This is a genomic window from Streptomyces sp. LN549, assembly GCF_043203805.1.
Lineage (GTDB): Bacteria > Actinomycetota > Actinomycetes > Streptomycetales > Streptomycetaceae > Streptomyces.
The window spans coordinates 1,512,131-1,530,545 of record NZ_JAZHRI010000002.1 but is presented as its reverse complement, the minus strand read 5'-3'; the positions used below and the strand labels follow the sequence as shown (position 1 = coordinate 1,530,545).

Sequence of the window (18,415 nt, the reverse complement as noted above, 5' to 3'; positions counted from 1 at the left end):
GCTGCGGACGACGACGAAAGCCGCACGGCCGCACTGCGCGGCCGGAGAAGCGAACGAGGAGAAGCAGTGAGCGTCACGGCAGCACAGGGATTCTCGGCGGCGGGCATCGCCGCCGGGATCAAGGAGAGCGGTAACCCGGACCTGGCCCTCGTGGTCAACAACGGTCCGCGTCGCGCCGCCGCGGGCGTCTTCACCTCCAACCGTGTCAAGGCCGCGCCCGTCCTCTGGTCGCAGCAGGTCCTCAAGGGCGGCGAGGTCACCGCCGTCGTCCTCAACTCCGGTGGCGCCAACGCCTGTACGGGACCGCGGGGCTTCCAGGACACCCACGCCACCGCCGAGAAGGCGGCCGAGGTCCTCGAAGGCCACAGCGCCGGTGAGATCGCCGTCGCCTCGACCGGGCTCATCGGTCTGCTGCTCCCCATGGACAAGCTGCTGCCCGGCATCGAGAAGGCCGCGGCCGCCCTGAGCGAGCACGGCGGCGAGAAGGCCGCCATCGCCATCAAGACCACCGACACCGTCCACAAGACCGCGGTCGCGGGCGGCGAGGGCTGGACCGTCGGCGGCATGGCCAAGGGCGCGGGCATGCTCGCACCCGGACTGGCCACGATGCTCGTCGTCCTCACCACCGACGCCGACGTCGCAGCCCCCGGCCTCGACACGGCCCTGCGCGACGCCACCCGGACCACCTTCGACCGGGTCGACTCCGACGGCTGCATGTCCACCAACGACACCGTGCTCCTGCTGGCCTCGGGGGCCAGCGGAATCACCCCGGAGCAGGGGGAGTTCGCCGAGGCCGTACGGGCCGTCTGCGACGACCTCGCCCGGCAGCTGATCGGCGACGCGGAGGGCGCCTCCAAGGACATCCGCATCGAGGTCGTGAACGCCGCGACCGAGGACGACGCCGTGGAGGTGGGCCGTTCCATCGCCCGTAACAACCTCCTCAAGTGCGCCATCCACGGCGAGGACCCCAACTGGGGCCGGGTCCTGTCCGCCATCGGCACGACGAAGGCGGCCTTCGATCCGGATCAGCTGAACGTCGCCATCAACGACGTCTGGGTCTGCAAGAACGGGGGAGTCGGCGAGGACCGCGACCTCGTCGACATGCGGTACCGGGAGGTCAAGATCACCGCCGACCTCGCCGCGGGCACCGAGTCGGCCGTCATCTGGGCCAACGACCTCACCGCGGACTACGTCCACGAGAACAGCGCGTACAGCTCATGAGTGCCGCGCGGAAGCACACCGCACTCCCGAAGGCGCAGATCCTCATCGAGGCACTGCCCTGGCTGACCCGGCACAACGGCAAGACCGTCGTCATCAAGTTCGGCGGCAACGCCATGATCGACGAGGAGCTGAAGGCGGCCTTCGCCCAGGACGTCGTCTTCCTGCGGCACGCCGGCCTCAAGCCCGTCGTCGTCCACGGCGGCGGCCCGCAGATCAGCGCCCAGCTCGACAAACAGGGCCTGGTCAGCGAGTTCAAGGCCGGACTGCGCGTCACCACGCCCGAGGCGATGGACGTCGTACGGATGGTGCTGGCCGGACAGGTCCAGCGCGAGCTCGTCGGGCTGCTCAACCAGCACGGCCCGCTCGCCGTCGGCATGACCGGTGAGGACGCCCACACCATCACCGCGATCCAGCACCGCCCGGTGATCGACGGCGAGGCCGTCGACATCGGCCGGGTCGGCGAGATCACCGCGATCGACACCGGGGCCATCCAGGCGCTGCTGGACGACGGTCGTATCCCCGTCATCTCCTCCATCGCCCGCTCGGCGGAGGACAACCACGTCTACAACGTCAACGCCGACACCGCGGCCGCCGCACTCGCCGCCGCGCTGGGCGCCGAGACGCTGATGGTCCTCACCGACGTCGAGGGCCTCTACGAGGACTGGCCCAACAGCGACGACGTGATCAGCCGCCTCACCGCCACCGAGCTGGAGAAGCTCCTGCCGGAACTCTCCAGCGGCATGGTGCCCAAGATGCAGGGCTGCCTGCACGCCGTACGCAACGGCGTGGAGACCGCCCGCGTCATCGACGGCCGGGTCCAGCACTCGATCCTGCTGGAGATCTTCACCGACGAAGGAATCGGCACGATGGTCGTGCCCGACACAACGACCGGAACACAGGGGGAGTCATGAGCAACCAGGAACTCACGCAGCGCTGGCAGCAAGCGCTGATGGACAACTACGGCACCCCCCGACTGCCCCTGGTCCGCGGCGAAGGCGCCCATGTGTGGGACGCGGACGGCACCGAGTACCTCGACTTCGTCGGCGGCATCGCGGTGAACGCGCTGGGCCACGCCCACCCCGCGGTCGTCGAGGCGGTCTCCCACCAGATCGCCTCCCTCGGCCACGTCTCCAACCTCTTCGTCGCCGAGCCGCCCGTCGCCCTCGCCGAACGGCTGCTCCAGCTCTTCGGCCGCACCGGCAAGGTCTACTTCTCCAACTCGGGCGCCGAGGCCAACGAGGCCGCGTTCAAGATCGGGCGGCTGACCGGCCGCGGCCACATGGTCGCCACCGACGGCGGCTTCCACGGCCGGACCATGGGGGCCCTCGCGCTCACCGGCCAGCCCAAGAAGCGCGAGCCCTTCGTCCCGCTGCCCGGTGACGTCACGCACGTACCGTACGGGGACGTCGAGGCGCTGCGGGCCGCGGTGACCACCGACACCGCGTTGCTCATCATCGAGCCCATCCAGGGCGAGAACGGCGTGGTCGTCCCGCCCAAGGGCTATCTGGAAGCGGCCCGGGAGATCACCCGGGCCACCGGCACCCTGCTCGTCCTCGACGAGGTGCAGACCGGGATCGGCCGGTGCGGCACCTGGTTCGAGCACCAGGCCCACCAAGGCGTCGAGCCCGATCTGGTCACCCTCGCCAAGGGGCTCGGCGGCGGCCTGCCGATCGGCGCCACGGTGGCCTTCGGCGCCGCGGCCGATCTGCTCGGCCCCGGCCAGCACGGCACGACGTTCGGCGGCAACCCGATCGCCTGCGCCGCCGGACTCGCGGTCCTGGACACCCTGGCCGCCGACGGTGCGCTGGACAACGTGAAGCGGCTCGGTGAGCGGATCCGTGACGGTGTGGAGGGCCTGGGGCACCCCCTGGTCTCCCACGTCCGCGGCTCCGGCCTGCTGCTGGGTATCGTGCTCACCGAGCCCCTCGCGCCCCAGGTGCAGCAGGCGGCTCAGGGAGCCGGACTCCTGGTGAACGCGCCCGCCCCCGATGTCGTACGGCTGATGCCGCCGCTGATCATCGGTGAGGCGGAGGTGGACGCGTTCCTCCAGGCGCTGCCCGGTGCCCTCGACGCGGCATGCGGGGACGGACGATCCGGAGAGGGACAGACCGGAGAATGAGGCGACGACGATGACCGAGGCGCAGGATTCCGAGCACGGCGGGCCGTCCGTGCCGCAGACCCGCACCGCACGCCACCGCCGGATCGTGGACATCCTGAACCGGCAGCCGGTGCGCTCGCAGAGTCAGCTGGCCAAGCTCCTCGCGGACGACGGGCTGAGCGTCACCCAGGCGACGCTCTCCCGGGATCTGGACGAGCTGGGTGCGGTGAAGATCCGTAACACCGGTGGCGAGCTGATCTACGCGGTGCCGAGCGAGGGCGGATTCCGTACCCCGCACGCACCGCTGGGCGGGTCCGCCAAGGAGGAGCGGATGCGCCGCCTCTCCGCCGAGCTGCTGATCTCGGCGGAGGCCTCGGCGAACCTGGTGGTGCTGCGTACGCCCCCGGGCGCCGCCCAGTTCCTCGCCTCGGCGATCGACCAGGCCGAGCTGCACGACATCCTCGGCACCATTGCAGGGGACGACACGCTCATGCTGATCAGCCGCGATCCGGCCGGCGGGCAGGCGCTCGCAGACCATCTGCTGCGGCTCGCGCAGAACGAGCGCTGACATCAGTAGCGCGTGATCGCGGTCGGGCCCGAACGGGTCCCGATCGCGAGATGCGGACGGCGGGCCGGATCGGCCCAGGCCAGGATCCGGTCCATCGCGGCCGCCGGCACGGAGACACAGCCGGCGGTCGCGCCGCGTCCATTGACGTGCAGGAAGATCCCGGCGCCCCGGCCCCGTACCGGCCGGTCGTAGTTGAACCCGACGACGAGGGCCCGGGCGTACTGCGTCGGATACGTGATCAGGTGTTCGGCCTCGGTGGCCCGGCAGCCGGCGGGCCGCGGTTCCACCCACCGGTTGTAGGCGCGCGCCGCGTTGTCCTGGCACCACCACGACCGGTCACTGACCCGGCGGTACGGATAACGCGTGCCGGGCCGGGCCGCTTTCACCCCGAAGGCGTACGGCAGGCCGTACAGCCCGGTGGGCGTGGTGAAGGTTCCCTGCTTGCGCGATGCCCCCTCGGCCAGCCCGTTCGCCCCGAAGCGGGCGGGCGCGGACCCGGCTGCCACCCAGCGTCCGGCGCGCAGACTCCACCAGGTGACCGTGCCCGTGGTGGAGGAGGTGCCGGAGGCGACGGCCGTGATGAGCTGGCTGCCGCCGCCTGTGCCGGCCAGCCGCAGGGGCAGCGGCACCGCCGGGGGACGGGCCCCGAGCAGGCAGGCGAGAGCGAGCAGGACCGAACCGGTCACCAGAAGTCTGCGCATGCCCCGGACCGTAGAGCGGCCGCCGCCGGGCCACCTGCGCACCTGCTCCGTACGGCCCAGTCGCTCACGTCCTCACCCCAGAGGGCCGGCGGCGTCACGGCGAGGGCGGCATGACCGGCAGCGGGAGCGGCAGCCCCGGCAGCCCGTCCATGCTGGTGGCGATGTGCTCCTTCTTCTCGAAATAGGCGCTGAGCGAGGCGTCGTCCTCCCGGGCGAAGCGCTGCCCGTGCAGCGTGCGGTCCTCGTCGTAGGACATGAAGGGGACGCCGTATCCACACGTGTCCCGGATCAGTTCGGCCGTCACCACGATGATCGCCCGCAGCCCGTGCAGTGAGGGGTCCACCCTGTCGAACCGTCCGAGCAGTTCCGGGAACCGGGGGTCGTCACGGAAGACCGGCTCGCCGCGGCCGTGGACCCGCACGATGTTCGGCGGCCCCTGGAAGGCGCACCACATCAGCGTGATGCGCCCGTTCTCGCGGAGATGGGCGACCGTCTCGGCGTTGCTCCCGGCGAAGTCGAGGTAGGCCACGGTCTGTTCGTCGAGGACAGCGAACGATCCGCTGACGCCCTTGGGCGAGAGGTTCACCGTGCCATCGGCGTCCAGCGGGGAGGTGGCGGTGAAGAAGACCGGCTGCGCCTCGATGAAGGTGCGCAGCCGTCCGTCCATGCGTTCATACGTCTTTCCCATGGGGACGATTGTCCGCTCCGGCTCCCGGGGCGGCAGGGGATTCCAACGGGTGGGACGGATGTACGCGGCCGCCCGGAGCAGCCGCCGCGCCGTCAGCCGCACCGCCCGCGGCCGGTCCACGTACGGGACGCCTCTTCACTGCTTTGACAAAACATACAGAGGATCGCATAGTTATGCCTGTTAGTGATTGCGGCAGTGGCTGCACAGTGGATCGCGCCGTGAGCAGGCATCCGTGGCCGAGTGTGCTGCACTCGCACGGGGAAGCGGTCGCACATCCAACCCCCTGGTTCTTCCTAGGAGCACGCAGTGAGCAACGGCAACGGCAACGGCGACGTACGTCTCTGGGGCGCCCGCTTCGCGGACGGTCCGGCCGAGGCGCTGGCCAGGCTGTCCGCGTCCGTCCACTTCGACTGGCGGCTCGCGCCGTACGACATCGCCGGCTCCCGTGCCCACGCGCGCGTCCTCAACAAGGCGGGCCTGCTCACCGAGGACGAGCTGAAGCGGATGACCGCCGGGCTCGACCAGCTGGAAGCCGATGTCGCCGACGGCTCCTTCACCGGCACCATCGCCGACGAGGACGTCCACACCGCCCTGGAGCGCGGGCTGCTGGAGCGGCTCGGTCCCGACCTCGGTGGCAAGCTGCGCGCCGGGCGGTCCCGCAACGACCAGATCGCCACGCTCTTCCGGATGTACCTGCGCGACCACGCCCGCATCATCGGCGGTCTGATCGCCGAGCTCCAGGACGCCCTCGTCGGCCTTGCCGAGGCTCACCCGGACGTGGCCATGCCCGGTCGTACGCACCTCCAGCACGCCCAGCCCGTGCTCTTCGCCCACCATGTCCTGGCCCATGTGCAGCCCCTGTCCCGGGACGCGGAGCGGCTGCGGCAGTGGGACGAGCGGACCGCGGTCTCCCCGTACGGCTCCGGCGCACTCGCCGGCTCCTCGCTCGGGCTCGACCCCGAGGCGGTCGCCGCCGATCTCGGCTTCGAGCACGGCTCGGTGGGCAACTCCATCGACGGCACGGCCTCGCGGGACTTCGTCGCCGAGTTCGCGTTCATCACCGCGATGATCGGCATCAACCTCTCCCGGATCGCCGAGGAGATCATCATCTGGAACACGAAGGAGTTCTCCTTCGTCACCCTGCACGACGCCTTCTCCACCGGCTCCTCGATCATGCCGCAGAAGAAGAACCCCGACATCGCCGAACTGGCACGGGGCAAGTCCGGACGGCTCATCGGCAACCTGACCGGCCTGATGGCCACGCTCAAGGCCCTGCCGCTCGCGTACAACCGCGACCTCCAGGAGGACAAGGAGCCGGTCTTCGACTCCTGTGACCAGCTCGAAGTCCTGCTCCCCGCCTTCACCGGGATGATGGCCACCCTCACCGTCAACCGCGAGCGCATGGAGGAGCTGGCCCCGGCCGGCTTCTCGCTCGCCACCGACATCGCCGAGTGGCTGGTCAAGAAGGGCGTGCCGTTCCGCGTCGCCCACGAGGTCGCCGGCGAGTGCGTCAAGGAGTGCGAGAGCCACGGCATCGAGCTCGATGAACTGACCGACGAGCAGTTCGCGAAGATCTCCGAGCACCTCACCCCCGAGGTCCGCACGGTCCTCAACGTGGCCGGCGCACTCGCCTCACGCAATGGCCGCGGTGGCACGGCGCCCTCGGCGGTCGCCGTCCAGCTGACCGAGGTCAAGGCGGACCTGGCGACGCAGCACGCCTGGGCGGCGGCCCGCAAGTAGCCGGACGGGCATCGCGGGCTACGTTGGGGGTAGTCGAGATTCCTGCCCACGACGAGGAGCCCGCGATGCCGTTCGCCCGACTGACCACAGCGACCACCCCGACCGCCCACATCGGGTTCGGCCTGGCAGCGGTCGGCAGGCCCGGCTACATCAACCTCCACCGCGAGCGCGACCTGCCCGACGAGCGCACCGTCGACGCGCTGCGCGCCCGTACGCACGAACTGCTCGACGCGGCCTACGCGCAGGGCGTCCGGTACTTCGACGCTGCCCGCTCCTACGGCCGTTCGGAGGAGTTCCTCGCCGACTGGCTGAACTCCCGGCCCGAGGTCCGAGACGTCGTGGTCGGGAGCAAGTGGGGCTACACCTACACCGCCGACTGGAACGTCGACGCCGAGGCGCACGAGGTCAAGGACCACACCCTCGCCACGTTCGACCGTCAGCGCGCCGAGACCACCGCCCTGCTCGGCGACCGGCTCGACCTCTACCAGATCCACTCGGTGACCCCCGACAGCCCGGCCCTCACCGACAAGGACCTGCACGCCCGGCTCGCCGCGCTCGCCGCCGACGGGGTCAGCGTCGGCCTCTCCACCAGCGGACCCGCCCAGGCCGAGGCGATCCGGGCCGCCCTCACCGTCACGGTGGACGGCGAACCCCTCTTCCGTACGGTCCAGGCCACCTACAACGCACTGGAGACCTCCGCCGGGCCGGCGCTCGCCGAGGCCCATGCCGCGGGGCTCACCGTCATCGTCAAGGAAGCCATGGCCAACGGACGGCTCGCGGGCACGGAGGCCCCCGCCGTGATGCGGGAGATCGCCGGCGAGGAGGGGCTTGGCAGCGACGCGGTCGCCCTGGCGCTGGTGCTGCACCAGCCCTGGGCCGGTGTCGTGCTCTCCGGCGCGGCGACCGTCGGCCAGCTCGCCGGCAACCTCCACGCGGCCGTCCTCGACCTCGACGAGGAGCGCAGGGCCGCGCTGGACGCGCTGGTGGAGGAGCCGGAGGCGTACTGGCGGCACCGTGCGTCGCTCCCGTGGAGCTGAGCCCTTCCTGCGCTCCCGTCACATCGGACGGCTCCGGTACGTCAGGGTGGTGACGGCACGCGACGCAGGAGGACGGCTGTGGACGGAAACGAGTTCCTGGCGGCACGCTTCGAGGAGAACCGGACCCATCTCAAGGCTGTGGCCTATCGGATGCTCGGCTCCGACAGCGAGGCGGAGGACGCCGTCCAGGAGGCCTGGATCCGCCTCGGCCGCTCCGACGGCGCGGCGATCGACAACCTGGGCGGCTGGCTGACCACCGTGGTCGGCCGGGTCTGCCTGGACATCCTGCGCTCGCGCCGCTCCCGCCGGGAGGAACCCCTGGAGACCGGCGCGCCGGATGCGCACGAGCCCGGCCGGGTCCTGGGCCCGCAGCCCGGTGCCGACCCGGAGCAGCAGGCGCTGATCGCCGACTCGGTGGGCCTCGCGCTGCTCGTCGTGCTCGAGACACTGGACCCGGCAGAACGCCTGGCCTTCGTGCTGCACGACATGTTCGCGGTGCCCTTCGACGAGATCGCCCGGATCGTGGACCGCACCCCGGCCGCCGCCCGGCAGCTCGCCAGCCGGGCCCGCCGCCGGGTGCAGGGCGCCGACCCGTTCCCTGACCCCGGGGCGGCCCGACGGCGGGAGGTCGTCGACGCCTTCCTCGCCGCCGCCCGCAGCGGCGACTTCGACGCGCTCGTCGCCGTGCTCGACCCGGATGTGGTGGCCCGGTCCCAAGGTGCGGCCGGAGCCGCCTCGCTCGTGCGCGGGGCCGCGAACGTGGCCCGGCAGGCGCTCATGTTCGCCCCGTTCGCCCGGTCGGCACAGTTCGCCCTGGTCGACGGTGCTCCGGCCGTCGTCTCGACGGGGGAGGGCCAGCACTTCTCGGTCATGCGGTTCACGATCGAGCGAGGAAAGGTCGTCGAGCTGTTCGTGATCAACGATCCCGGGCAGCTGCCCGGGATCGACCTGATCCTGCTCAACGACTGAGCCGAACCCGGCGGGGCGGGGATCAGCCGTTGCCCCGTCCGTCCGCCCAAGCGGCCAGCGCGTCGAAGTCGGGCCGCTCCAGCCCGACCCGCGGATCGATCTGCAGCAGCAGGCTCTCCCCGCCCGCCCCGTGTTCAGCGACCCACGCCCGGTCCCGCTCGGTGATCTCGTCGTCGACCCACGCGAACGGCCGCCCGGCCGCGTACTCCACGACGTACTGCGTCTTCCAGTACGTCCCGTCCGGTGCGGCACCGTGCATGTCCGGCCAGTCGATGTACGGGAGTGGCGGCAGCCCGAGGTGCGGCCCGATCCACTCGTTCGCCTCGTCCTTCCAGGTGGTCGCCCAGATCAGCTCGTAGCGGCCGGCCAGTGTGAGCAGTTCGTCGCCGTGCCGGGGGTTGAGCAGAACGGGCAGCGCCGGGCCGGCGGTCCACCCTGTCGGCCGCATGCGGTGTCTGGTGTATCCCTCCGGCACGTGGCGGCGGGTGAGCGCTGCGTACGGATTGAGCGGACCGTCGATGTCGATCAGCAGCAGCGGCTTCATGCCGACATGCTCCTCCGCTTCCGTTGAGCGGCGCGAGCCCATTTCCGGTGAGACATTAATGTCTCAAGTGGGTTAGTGTCGTCTCATGACTCTTGATCGTGAGCAGGTCCTGCGCAGCGCCGCTGCCCTGCTGACCCGAAAATCGACGGCCACCATGGACGAGGTCGCCAAAGCCGCAGGCATCGGCCGCGCCACCCTGCACCGGCACTTCGCCGGACGGGACGCCCTGGTCAGGGCGTTGGAGGGGCTGGGGATCCAGGAGTTCGGAGCGGCACTCGATGCCGCGGTGCTGGACGAGGGCACCTCGGAGGAGGCGCTGCGCCGCTTCGTCGCCGCGATCGAGCCGAGCGCCGGGCTGCTCTCCTTTCTCGTGACCGAGAATCAGCTCTTCGAGGGTGATGAGCAGAACGACGGCTGGGACCGGCTGGACGCCCGGGTGGCCGCGTTCTTCCGGCGCGGCCAGGAGCGCGGCGAGATCCGCATCGACCTGACCCCGGCCTGGCTGACCGAAGCGCTCTACGGGCTCATCAGCAGCGCCGCGTGGGCCGTTCAGACGGGCCGGGTGGCCGCAAAGGACTCCTCGTACATGATCGTCGAGTTGCTGCTCGGCGGCGCACGCCGGAGCGTGGAGCAATGAGCAGCATGGAACAGCACCCGGAGCCCGCGCCCGAGCTGTACCGCCCCGGGCGGTGGATCGCGCTGTCCGTGCTCGTGCTCGCGGTGCTGCTGGTGGCCATCGACGCCACCGTGCTGGGCCTCGCGACCCCGTTCCTCAGCGAGGACCTCGAACCGACCGGCACCCAGCTGCTCTGGATCGGCGACGTCTACTCCTTCGTCATCGCCGGACTCCTGGTCTCGATGGGCAGCCTCGGCGACCGCATCGGCCGCAAGAAACTGCTGCTGTGCGGTGCCACCGCCTTCGGTGCGGTCTCGGTGCTCAACGCGTACGCGAGTTCGCCGGAGATGATGATCCTGGCGCGGGCCCTGCTCGGCGTCGCCGGCGCCACCCTGATGCCGTCCACCCTCGCCCTGATCCGCAATCTCTTCCACGACGCCCGCGAGCGGAGTCTCGCGATCGGCATCTGGGGAGCGATGGCCTCGGCCGGTGCGGCGGTCGGGCCCGTCGTCGGCGGATTCCTTCTGGAGCACTTCTGGTGGGGCTCGGTCTTCCTGATCAACGTGCCGGTCATGGCGGTGCTCGTCGTGGTCGGGATCAAGATGATCCCCGAGTCGAAGAACCCGGCGCCCGGACCGTGGGACCTGGTGAGCGTGGCGCTGTCGCTGGTCGGCATGATCGGGGTCGTCTACGCCATCAAGGAGCTCGCCGCACACGGCGGGAGCTGGGAGGTCGCACTGTCGGGCCTGGGCGGCCTGGCGGCGCTCGTCTGGTTCGTACGCAGGCAGTTCCGGCTGCCCGCACCACTGCTCGACATGCGGCTCTTCCACCACCGGGGCTTCTCCGGCGCGGTCCTCGCCGATCTGCTGACCATCCTCGGCCTCTCCGGCCTGGTCTTCTTCCTCTCCCAGTTCCTGCAACTGGTCCAGGGACGCGGACCGCTGGAGGCCGGACTCGCCGAACTGCCCGCGGCCATCGGCGCGGTCACCGCGGGCCTGCTGGCCGGAACCACCGCCCGCCGCTTCTCCGTGCGGTCCGTGGTGGCCGGCGGTCTCGCGGGCATCGGGCTGGCGCTGGCAGCGGTCGCCGCGGTCCACAAGGACACCGCCTATCCACTGATCGGCGCACTCCTGCTGGTCGTCGGCGTGGGCGCGGGCTTCGCCTTCACGGTCACCTCCGACGTGATCCTCTCCAGCGTCCCGAAGGAGCACGCCGGCTCGGCGTCCGCGGTCTCCGAAACGGCGTACGAGCTCGGCGCCGCTCTCGGCATCGCCCTGCTCGGCTCCATCGTCACCGGGGTCTACCAGGGTTTCACCGCCCCCGCCGGAACCCCGCCCGACGTCGCGGCGGCGGCCCACGAGTCACTCGGCGGTGCGGTCGAGGCGTCCGAGGCGCTTCCCGAGCAGCAGGCGACGACCCTGGTCTCCGCAGCCCAGGACGCCTTCGTCGACGGACTGGGAGCCGCCTCCGCCATCGGCGCCGTCGTCCTGATGGCCACGGCGGTCGCTGCCTGGTTCCTGCTGCGCGGCGAGAAGCTGGAGGAAGGCATCGTGCCCGACTGAGGGCGGCGGACCCCGGCCGCACGGTCTCGTCCGCCCTCCTCGCCCCGCCCGTGCGGCCACCCGCCGTACGGGAGGCCGGGGCACACGGAAACGCGGAAGGGCCCGTACCGCCGGCCGCGGACACTGTGTCCGCCAACCGGGGTACGGGCCCTTCCCGCCGCCCTGTGCCTCGCCGTTGCGCTCCGGCTCAGGCAGCCTTGGCCTTCGTTGCGTACATGTCGACGTACTCCTGGCCGGACAGCCGCATCACCTCGGCCATCACGGAGTCCGTCACCGCCCGCAGCACATAGCGGTCACGGTCCATGCCCTCGTAGCGCGAGAACTCCATCGCCTCACCGAAGCGGACCGTGACCTTGCCGGGCCGCGGCAGGCCGGCGCCGCCCGGCTGCAGCTTGTCCGTGCCGATCATCGCGAACGGCACCACCGGAGCACCCGTCATCAGCGTCAGTCGCGCGATGCCCGTCCGGCCACGGTAGAGGCGGCCGTCGGGGGAGCGGGTGCCCTCCGGGTAGATCGCGAAGGCCTTGCCCTCCTCCAGCACCCGGCGGCCCGTCATCAGTGCCGCGACACCGCCTCGGCCGCCGTCCCGGTCCACCGGGATCATGCCGCTGCCGGTGAAGAACCAGGCCATCAGACGGCCCTTGAGGCCCTTGCCGGTCACGTACTCGTCCTTGCCGATGTAGAACACCGGCCGGTCGCAGCAGATCGGCATGATCATCGAGTCGATGAACGTCAGATGGTTGCCCGCGAGAATCACCGGCCCGGTCCCCGGAATGTTCTGAGCGCCTTCCACCTGGGGGCGGAACAGCAGACGCAGGATCGGTCCGAGCACTGCCTTGATGAGTGCGAGTCGGGACAACGGTTCCTCCGGTGTAGTGGCCGGGCCGGCCGAAACGACGAATTGAGAGGGTCCATGCAGGTGAGGACGATACTCGCGGGTACTCGCTGATCGCACATCGGGTTCACTCAGTGGATACGCAGTGTTGACGTGTGTTTGCGCCATGTTCGCCCGGATGGCGCCGTCCGGACCGCGTCGCTGCCTACGCTCGGTCCTCGCCCGACAGGTGCCGGACATCATATGCGAGGAGCATTCATGACAGAGCGTGCACAGGCCAGTCCCGGACGACGGACCGTCATGGGCGTGGGTGCCGCGGTACTCGGCACCGCGGCCCTCGGTGTCACCGGAACGGCGCAGGCGGCCGGGAAGTCCGCCGGGCGCGGCGGCCACCGCCTCGACCTGCCGGTGCCGACCGTCATCGGACACCGCGGTACCAGCGGCTACCGTCCCGAGCACACGCTCGGCTCCTACCAGCTGGCTCTCGACATGGGCGCGCACATCATCGAGCAGGACCTGGTGCCGACCAGGGACGGCCATCTCGTATGCCGCCACGAGAACGACATCACCGCCACCACCGATGTCTCCGCCCACCCCGAGTTCGCCAGCCGCCGGACGACGAAGACGGTCGACGGCACCCCTCTGACCGGCTGGTTCACCGAGGACTTCACCCTTGCCGAGCTGAAGACGCTGCGCGCCAAGGAGCGCATCCCCGGCAACCGCCAGAAGAACACGCTGTACGACGGCCGCTGGGAGGTCCCCACCTTCGAGGAGGTCCTGCGCTGGGCCGACCGTGAGGGCCGCAAGCGCGGAAAGCCCGTCTGGCTGTACGTCGAGACCAAGCACCCCACCTACTTCCGCGGCCTGGGCCTCGGCCTGGAGGAGCCACTGGCCAAGCTGCTGCGCCGCTACGACCGGCACCGCGCGCAGTCGCCGCTCATCCTCCAGTCCTTCGAACCCGGCAGCATCCAGCGCCTGTCGAAGCTCGTCGCCACCCCGCGTGTCGTGCTGCTCTCGGGCGCCGGCTCCAAGCCCTGGGACTTCGTCACCTCCGGCGACCCGCGCACCACCGACGACCTGGTGAAGCCCGCGGGCCTGAAGTGGATGGCGTCCTTCGCGCAGGGCATCGGCCCCACCCTGGACCTGATCATCCCCAAGGACGGCTCGGGCCGGCTCACCACGCCCACCACCCTGGTGCGGGACGCGCACGCGCAGGGCCTGATCCTGCACCCGTACACGATGCGCAACGAGAACACCTTCCTGCCCGCCGACTTCCGCCGGGGTGCGGACCCCAATGCCTACGGCGACGCCTTCGGCGCCTTCGCGGCGTACTTCGCCACGGGAATCGACGGGATCTTCTCTGACAACCCGGACACGGCGCTGCTCGCGGCGGCGGACTTCGCCGGCGAGTAGCGGCAGCCCCATCCCCTGCTCTCTCCTTCCCGGCCGCCGTACGGAGCGGTCACGTCCGGGAACGTCAGCACCCGGCCGGGGCGTGCCCCGGTCGGGTGGTCCCGGCAGGTTCGGCACCCGGCGGCCGGTACAGCGGGTCGGCTGGGGGCGTGACGCTCATCGATCTTCCTCAGGCCCTGCCCGCCCCGGGCGCAGCTGCCGTCGTCCGCTCGCTCCATCCGCTGGTCACCGCCGAGGCGACGGCGGAGGCCGCGGCATTCGCCACCGGCGCCGCCGTCGACCCCGCCGATCTCGAACAGGCCGTATGGCTACGGCTTCTGGAGCGGCTGGTGGACCAGGGGCTGCCCGCGAACCCCGCCCGGTGGGTGCGGGACACCGTCAGGGCGGAGGCCCGCCGGGCCCGCCGCACCGCCAGGCGTGAGCGTCCCTACCGTGACGAGGCCGCGGCCGACCACTCCGGCTGCCCGGAGCGGGCCGCCCTCGGCGCCGACCAACGCCGGGTCCTGCACGCTGCCGTGGACCGGCTCCCGGGCTCCTGTGCTCGCTTACTGCGTGCGCTGCTCGCCCCGAGCGACCCCACCTACCGGGAAATCGCAGGGGAGTTGGGTATGTCACAGGGGAGTTTGGGTCCGATCCGTTCCCGATGCCTTGGATGTCTGCGCAGAATGCTGGCGGCGGAGGTTGTAGCTCCTGAACTGCGGGGAAAGGAGCGGTAGACAACCGGCGGATCAGGTGAGCGAGAGGTATGCGCAGATGGGCATGAGCGTGATCATCTCGGCGGCGAAGGCACAGGACGCCGAACAGATCTTGAAACTTCAGTACCTCTGTTTTCAGAGCGAGGCGGAGCTGTACGGGAACTACCGGATCGACCCCCTCGTCCAGACCCTCGACTCGGTGCGCGCCGAAATCGCCACGAACCTGGTGTTCGTGGCGCGGCTCGGCGAGGAAGTCGTCGGTTCGGTACGCGGTACGTCGGACCAGGACGGCACCGGACAGATCGGAAGGCTCTGCGTCCACCCCCGGCTCCAGGGGCACGGCCTCGGGGCCCGCCTGCTGGGCGCGGCGGAGGCCGGACTCACCGACCAGCGGTCGGCCACCCGCTTCCGGCTGCACACCGGGCACCTGAGCGAAAGCAATCTGCGGCTCTACCGGCGCGCGGGCTACGCCCCCGTCGGCAACGCCACCGGTCAGGACGGCGTCCGGATGATCCTGCTGGAGAAGACGGCCTCGGCGCCCGCCTACGTGACGAGCGCCTAGGAGTCACGCGGTCCGGGCGCGGCGCAGCCACATCATCCCGGTGACCGGAAGGATCACCGGGATGAACAGGTAGTCCCGGCCGAAGGACGACCAGACCGTGGCGTCCGAGAACGCCGAGGGTTCGATCAGCGTCCACGTACCCACGATCAGCACCCCGGCGAGCTCGGCGGCGCAGCACGCCAGGGCCGTCCGCCGCGCCCTCTCGCCCCCGCGCACCAGCGAGTACGTGATGAAGCCGTAGACGGCCGCGGCGGCCGCCGACAGTACGTAGGGCAGCGGGGCCTTCTCGAAGTGCAGGATCATCTCGACGATCGCGCGGGACGCCGCCGCCACGGTGAACACGCCGTAGAACCAGACCAGTACCCGTCCCGGACCGGTGCCCAGATCGAAGGGCCGCTTCTCGCCGCCGGCCGCTGCGGGGGTGCGATCGGTGTCGGTCACGGTCAGTTTCCCCAGATGTCGTAGAGCCGTACTTCGAGAACGGCCAGTACGACCGCGCCCGCCGCCACCGTCACCGAACCCCACCGGGTCCGCTCGCTCAGCGACAGGAAGCCCGCCGCCGGTACGGCGAGGAAGGCCCCGATCAGATACGCGATGAAGATGGTCATGCCCTGCTCCGGCCGTTCGCCGCGGGCCATCTGCACGATCCCCACCACCAGCTGGGCCAGTGCCAGCAGCGAGACCACGGCCATTCCGATGAAGTGCCAGTCCTTGGTCGGCTGGTCCCGGTAGGCGGCGAATCCGCACCAGGCGGCGAGGGCGAGGGCGGCCACGCCGACCGCGATCGTCAGGGCGTCAAGCATGAGCCGAGGGTATTACGGGCCCCGGGGGCCGTTGCGTGCGCCCCCGTGCCCGCACGTCGCTGCCGGTGGGGACGAGGGCCCGCGGCCGGGCCACGGGGGACGGGCGAGTGATCGTGGCCTTGGCCACATACCTACGCGTCCCCGGCCGGTGGAGGGTGGTGTCGCGGAGGGCTCATCGATCGTATCGATGCAGGTCGCAGCGTTATGACCGGAACTCTCCACGGCCCGCCGGCCGGAGCCGCCGGACCATCCACGGCTGTCCGCTATCCGGACAGCCGGTTCGGCGGGAACCTCACGTCTGTTTTACTTGGCCCATGACCACGACGAGCAGCCGCACCCTTGCGACCGAGGCGATCACGACGCCCGGTGCTCGTTGTATGTGTCGAATGCGCGCCTTCTGAGGGCCCACGCCTGAGCCTCGCGCCCCGAAGCGAGACCGAGCCCGAGCCGTCCGCACCCAGCGGAACGCGCCTCCCAGCACGCTGCCCCGCGGCCACCGCCGTGTACCGGCCGTGCCGGGACACCCGCTCGGAACGTCCGATCGAAACGTCCGGACAGTCTCACCGGACGAATGCCCCGTGCCCGGCGGACACCGCGCCGCGCACTCGACAGTGACGGAAACCCTGTGATCACCACTACGGGCCTCACGAAGGTCTACCAGTCGCGCGACCGTGAGGTCACCGCCCTGGACGGCGTCGACCTGCACGTCCGTGAGGGCGAGGTGTACGGCGTCATCGGGCAGAGCGGCGCCGGAAAATCCTCCCTCATCCGCTGCGTCAACCTGCTGGAGCGCCCCACCTCCGGCACCGTGACCGTGGCAGGCCGGGACCTCACCGCTCTCGCGGGCCGTGGCCGCCGCGCCGGCCAGGACCTGCGCGAGGCGCGCAGCCGCATCGGCATGGTCTTCCAGCACTTCAACCTGCTGGCCTCCCGCACCGTCCAGGGCAACGTCGAACTCCCGCTGGAGATCCTCGGCGTCACCGGCCGCGAACGGTCCCGCAAGGCGCTCGAACTCCTCGACCTGGTCGGCCTCGCCGACAAGGCCAGGGCATACCCGGGGCAGCTCTCCGGCGGCCAGAAGCAACGCGTCGGCATCGCCCGCGCACTCGCCGGTGACCCCAAGGTGCTGCTCTCCGACGAGGCGACCTCGGCCCTGGACCCCGAGACCACCCGCTCCATCCTCCAGCTGCTGCGCGACCTCAACCAGCAGCTCGGTCTCACCATCCTGCTCATCACGCACGAGATGGACGTCGTCAAGACGATCTGCGACTCCGCCGCGCTGATGCAGAAGGGGCGCATCGTCGAATCCGGAACCGTCGGCGACCTGCTGGCCACCCCCGGCTCCGAACTCGCCCACGAGTTGTTCCCGGTCGGCGGCACCGCCTCCGGTCCCGACCGCACCGTCGTCGACGTCACCTTCCACGGCGACGCGGCCGGCCGGCCGGTGATCTCGCAGCTCTCCCGTACGTACAACATCGACATCTCGATCCTGGGCGCCGCGATGGACACCGTCGGCGGCAAGCAGATCGGCCGGATGCGCATCGAGCTGCCCGGCCGGTTCGAGGAGAACGTCGTCCCGATCGGCTTCCTGCGTGAGCAGGGCCTGCAGGCCGAGGTCGTCGAGACCGAACCCGTCATCATTCCCGCACCGCTCACCAAGGAGGTGGCGAAGTGACCTGGTCCGAAATGCAGCCGCTGCTGACGCAGGGCACCGTCGACACCCTCTACATGGTCCTGTGGTCCGCGGCCGTCACCGTCCTGGTCGGACTGCCGCTCGGCGTCCTGCTCGTCCTCACCGACAAGGGCGGACTGCTGCAGAACACCCCCGTGAACAAGGTCATCGGCGTGATCGTGAACATCGGCCGCTCGCTGCCGTTCATCATCCTGCTGATCGCCCTGATCCCCTTCACCACGTGGGTCGTCGGCACCTTCATCGGCCCGACCGCGATGATCGTGCCGCTCGCCGTGGGCGCCATCCCGTTCTTCGCCCGGCTCGTCGAGACGGCGGTGCGCGAGGTCGACCACGGGCTGGTCGAAGCCGTCCAGTCGATGGGCGGCTCCATCCCCACGATCGTCCGCAAGGTTCTGCTGCCTCAAGCGCTGCCGTCCCTCGTCTCCGGCGTCACCACCACCGTGATCGTGCTCATCGGCTACTCCGCGATGGCCGGCGCGGTCGGCGGCGAAGGCCTCGGATCCAAGGCCGTCACCTACGGATTCCAGCGCTTCGACAACCAGTTCATGCTCATCACCGTGGCGCTGCTGATCGTCATCGTGACCGTGATCCAGCTGATCGGCGACGGAGCCGTACGCCTGCTGGCCCGCCGCGGCCGCACCACCTCCTGAGACTTCTCCTCCCCACAAGC

The 18,415-nt window shown here is 70.6% G+C and carries 20 protein-coding genes; 14 read left to right on the top strand and 6 right to left on the bottom strand.

Features of this window, described 5'->3' with window-relative positions:
* The first annotated feature begins 66 nt into the window (after positions 1–66).
* From argJ to SH922_RS06815, 4 genes are read left to right on the top strand one after another with little or no spacing between them, the layout of a single operon-like run.
* Positions 67–1,221 carry a bifunctional glutamate N-acetyltransferase/amino-acid acetyltransferase ArgJ gene (gene argJ, locus SH922_RS06830; protein ID WP_393055889.1) on the top strand — a complete coding sequence of 385 codons (1,155 nt, stop codon included), beginning with the start codon at positions 67–69 and terminating at the stop codon, positions 1,219–1,221.
* Positions 1,218–2,132 (top strand): acetylglutamate kinase, encoded by a 915-nt coding sequence (gene argB / locus SH922_RS06825; protein WP_350994104.1) that lies wholly within the window; start codon positions 1,218–1,220, stop codon positions 2,130–2,132. Before argJ ends, argB begins: the two co-directional genes overlap by 4 nt.
* A complete protein-coding gene (locus tag SH922_RS06820; RefSeq protein WP_393055884.1) occupies positions 2,129–3,340 on the top strand; it encodes an acetylornithine transaminase in 1,212 nt (403 codons plus the stop codon). The genes argB and SH922_RS06820 overlap by 4 nt, the downstream gene beginning before the upstream one ends.
* Positions 3,341–3,350: 10 nt before the next feature.
* Positions 3,351–3,887, top strand: a complete 537-nt coding sequence (locus SH922_RS06815; RefSeq protein ID WP_136327514.1) for an arginine repressor — start codon at positions 3,351–3,353, stop codon at positions 3,885–3,887.
* 2 nt (positions 3,888–3,889) lie between these two features.
* Here SH922_RS06815 and SH922_RS06810 read toward each other — a convergent pair whose 3' ends face one another.
* Both SH922_RS06810 and SH922_RS06805 read right to left on the bottom strand, forming a co-directional pair.
* Positions 3,890–4,588 carry a L,D-transpeptidase gene (locus SH922_RS06810; RefSeq protein WP_393055879.1) on the bottom strand — a complete coding sequence of 233 codons (699 nt, stop codon included), beginning with the start codon at positions 4,586–4,588 and terminating at the stop codon, positions 3,890–3,892.
* 94 nt (positions 4,589–4,682) lie between these two features.
* Entirely contained in the window at positions 4,683–5,276 is a 594-nt protein-coding gene (locus tag SH922_RS06805; protein WP_393055876.1) for a pyridoxamine 5'-phosphate oxidase family protein, read from the bottom strand.
* Positions 5,277–5,582: 306 nt separating this feature from the next.
* Here SH922_RS06805 and argH point away from each other — a divergent pair, with 306 nt between their 5' ends.
* From argH to SH922_RS06790, 3 genes are all read left to right on the top strand, one after another.
* Positions 5,583–7,016 (top strand): argininosuccinate lyase, encoded by a 1,434-nt coding sequence (argH, locus tag SH922_RS06800; protein WP_393055873.1) that lies wholly within the window; start codon positions 5,583–5,585, stop codon positions 7,014–7,016.
* A gap of 65 nt (positions 7,017–7,081) precedes the next feature.
* Positions 7,082–8,053: an aldo/keto reductase gene (locus SH922_RS06795; protein WP_393055870.1), complete on the top strand. Its 972-nt coding sequence runs from the start codon at positions 7,082–7,084 to the stop codon at positions 8,051–8,053.
* 78 nt (positions 8,054–8,131) lie between these two features.
* Positions 8,132–9,022: a sigma-70 family RNA polymerase sigma factor gene (locus SH922_RS06790; protein WP_393055867.1), complete on the top strand. Its 891-nt coding sequence runs from the start codon at positions 8,132–8,134 to the stop codon at positions 9,020–9,022.
* A gap of 22 nt (positions 9,023–9,044) precedes the next feature.
* Here SH922_RS06790 and SH922_RS06785 read toward each other — a convergent pair whose 3' ends face one another.
* Positions 9,045–9,566, bottom strand: a complete 522-nt coding sequence (locus SH922_RS06785; protein ID WP_393055864.1) for a hypothetical protein — start codon at positions 9,564–9,566, stop codon at positions 9,045–9,047.
* Positions 9,567–9,651: 85 nt separating this feature from the next.
* Here SH922_RS06785 and SH922_RS06780 point away from each other — a divergent pair, with 85 nt between their 5' ends.
* A complete protein-coding gene (locus tag SH922_RS06780) occupies positions 9,652–10,203 on the top strand; it encodes a TetR/AcrR family transcriptional regulator (RefSeq protein WP_393055861.1) in 552 nt (183 codons plus the stop codon).
* Positions 10,200–11,744 (top strand): MFS transporter, encoded by a 1,545-nt coding sequence (locus SH922_RS06775; protein WP_393055858.1) that lies wholly within the window; start codon positions 10,200–10,202, stop codon positions 11,742–11,744. Before SH922_RS06780 ends, SH922_RS06775 begins: the two co-directional genes overlap by 4 nt.
* A gap of 187 nt (positions 11,745–11,931) precedes the next feature.
* Here the strand turns inward: SH922_RS06775 and SH922_RS06770 are convergent, their stop codons facing one another.
* Positions 11,932–12,603 (bottom strand): lysophospholipid acyltransferase family protein, encoded by a 672-nt coding sequence (locus SH922_RS06770; RefSeq protein ID WP_350994084.1) that lies wholly within the window; start codon positions 12,601–12,603, stop codon positions 11,932–11,934.
* 234 nt (positions 12,604–12,837) lie between these two features.
* Here SH922_RS06770 and SH922_RS06765 point away from each other — a divergent pair, with 234 nt between their 5' ends.
* The 3 genes from SH922_RS06765 (at position 12,838) to SH922_RS06755 (ending at position 15,249) form a co-directional block, all read left to right on the top strand.
* The gene (locus tag SH922_RS06765; protein ID WP_393055853.1) at positions 12,838–13,992 is read left to right on the top strand and encodes a glycerophosphodiester phosphodiesterase; all 1,155 of its coding nucleotides are present in this window, start codon (positions 12,838–12,840) and stop codon (positions 13,990–13,992) included.
* Positions 13,993–14,141: 149 nt separating this feature from the next.
* The gene (locus tag SH922_RS06760; protein ID WP_393055850.1) at positions 14,142–14,708 is read left to right on the top strand and encodes a sigma-70 family RNA polymerase sigma factor; all 567 of its coding nucleotides are present in this window, start codon (positions 14,142–14,144) and stop codon (positions 14,706–14,708) included.
* A 37-nt stretch (positions 14,709–14,745) separates the two neighbouring features.
* Positions 14,746–15,249 (top strand): GNAT family N-acetyltransferase, encoded by a 504-nt coding sequence (locus SH922_RS06755; protein ID WP_393063478.1) that lies wholly within the window; start codon positions 14,746–14,748, stop codon positions 15,247–15,249.
* Positions 15,250–15,252: 3 nt separating this feature from the next.
* Here the strand turns inward: SH922_RS06755 and SH922_RS06750 are convergent, their stop codons facing one another.
* Positions 15,253–15,690: a hypothetical protein gene (locus SH922_RS06750; protein ID WP_393055847.1), complete on the bottom strand. Its 438-nt coding sequence runs from the start codon at positions 15,688–15,690 to the stop codon at positions 15,253–15,255.
* Positions 15,691–15,692: 2 nt separating this feature from the next.
* Positions 15,693–16,052, bottom strand: a complete 360-nt coding sequence (locus SH922_RS06745) for a hypothetical protein (RefSeq protein WP_362549649.1) — start codon at positions 16,050–16,052, stop codon at positions 15,693–15,695.
* 625 nt (positions 16,053–16,677) lie between these two features.
* Between SH922_RS06745 and SH922_RS06740 the strand changes: the two genes are divergently transcribed.
* Positions 16,678–17,727, top strand: a complete 1,050-nt coding sequence (locus SH922_RS06740; protein WP_393055843.1) for a methionine ABC transporter ATP-binding protein — start codon at positions 16,678–16,680, stop codon at positions 17,725–17,727.
* Complete coding sequence (locus SH922_RS06735; protein WP_350994075.1) at positions 17,724–18,395, top strand: methionine ABC transporter permease; 672 nt, start codon at positions 17,724–17,726, stop codon at positions 18,393–18,395. Before SH922_RS06740 ends, SH922_RS06735 begins: the two co-directional genes overlap by 4 nt.
* Positions 18,396–18,415 lie beyond the last annotated feature (20 nt).

Bases quoted from the DNA above. Each gene is read 5' to 3' on its own strand.
- argB (WP_350994104.1), top strand. From the start codon at position 1,218: ATGAGTGCCGCGCGGAAGCACACCGCACTCCCGAAGGCGCAGATCCTC.
- SH922_RS06820 (WP_393055884.1), top strand. From the start codon at position 2,129: ATGAGCAACCAGGAACTCACGCAGCGCTGGCAGCAAGCGCTGATGGAC.
- SH922_RS06815 (WP_136327514.1), top strand. From the start codon at position 3,351: ATGACCGAGGCGCAGGATTCCGAGCACGGCGGGCCGTCCGTGCCGCAG.
- SH922_RS06810 (WP_393055879.1), bottom strand. From the start codon at position 4,588: ATGCGCAGACTTCTGGTGACCGGTTCGGTCCTGCTCGCTCTCGCCTGC.
- SH922_RS06805 (WP_393055876.1), bottom strand. From the start codon at position 5,276: ATGGGAAAGACGTATGAACGCATGGACGGACGGCTGCGCACCTTCATC.
- SH922_RS06795 (WP_393055870.1), top strand. From the start codon at position 7,082: ATGCCGTTCGCCCGACTGACCACAGCGACCACCCCGACCGCCCACATC.
- SH922_RS06785 (WP_393055864.1), bottom strand. From the start codon at position 9,566: ATGAAGCCGCTGCTGCTGATCGACATCGACGGTCCGCTCAATCCGTAC.
- SH922_RS06780 (WP_393055861.1), top strand. From the start codon at position 9,652: ATGACTCTTGATCGTGAGCAGGTCCTGCGCAGCGCCGCTGCCCTGCTG.
- SH922_RS06775 (WP_393055858.1), top strand. From the start codon at position 10,200: ATGAGCAGCATGGAACAGCACCCGGAGCCCGCGCCCGAGCTGTACCGC.
- SH922_RS06765 (WP_393055853.1), top strand. From the start codon at position 12,838: ATGACAGAGCGTGCACAGGCCAGTCCCGGACGACGGACCGTCATGGGC.
- SH922_RS06755 (WP_393063478.1), top strand. From the start codon at position 14,746: ATGGGCATGAGCGTGATCATCTCGGCGGCGAAGGCACAGGACGCCGAA.
- SH922_RS06745 (WP_362549649.1), bottom strand. From the start codon at position 16,052: ATGCTTGACGCCCTGACGATCGCGGTCGGCGTGGCCGCCCTCGCCCTC.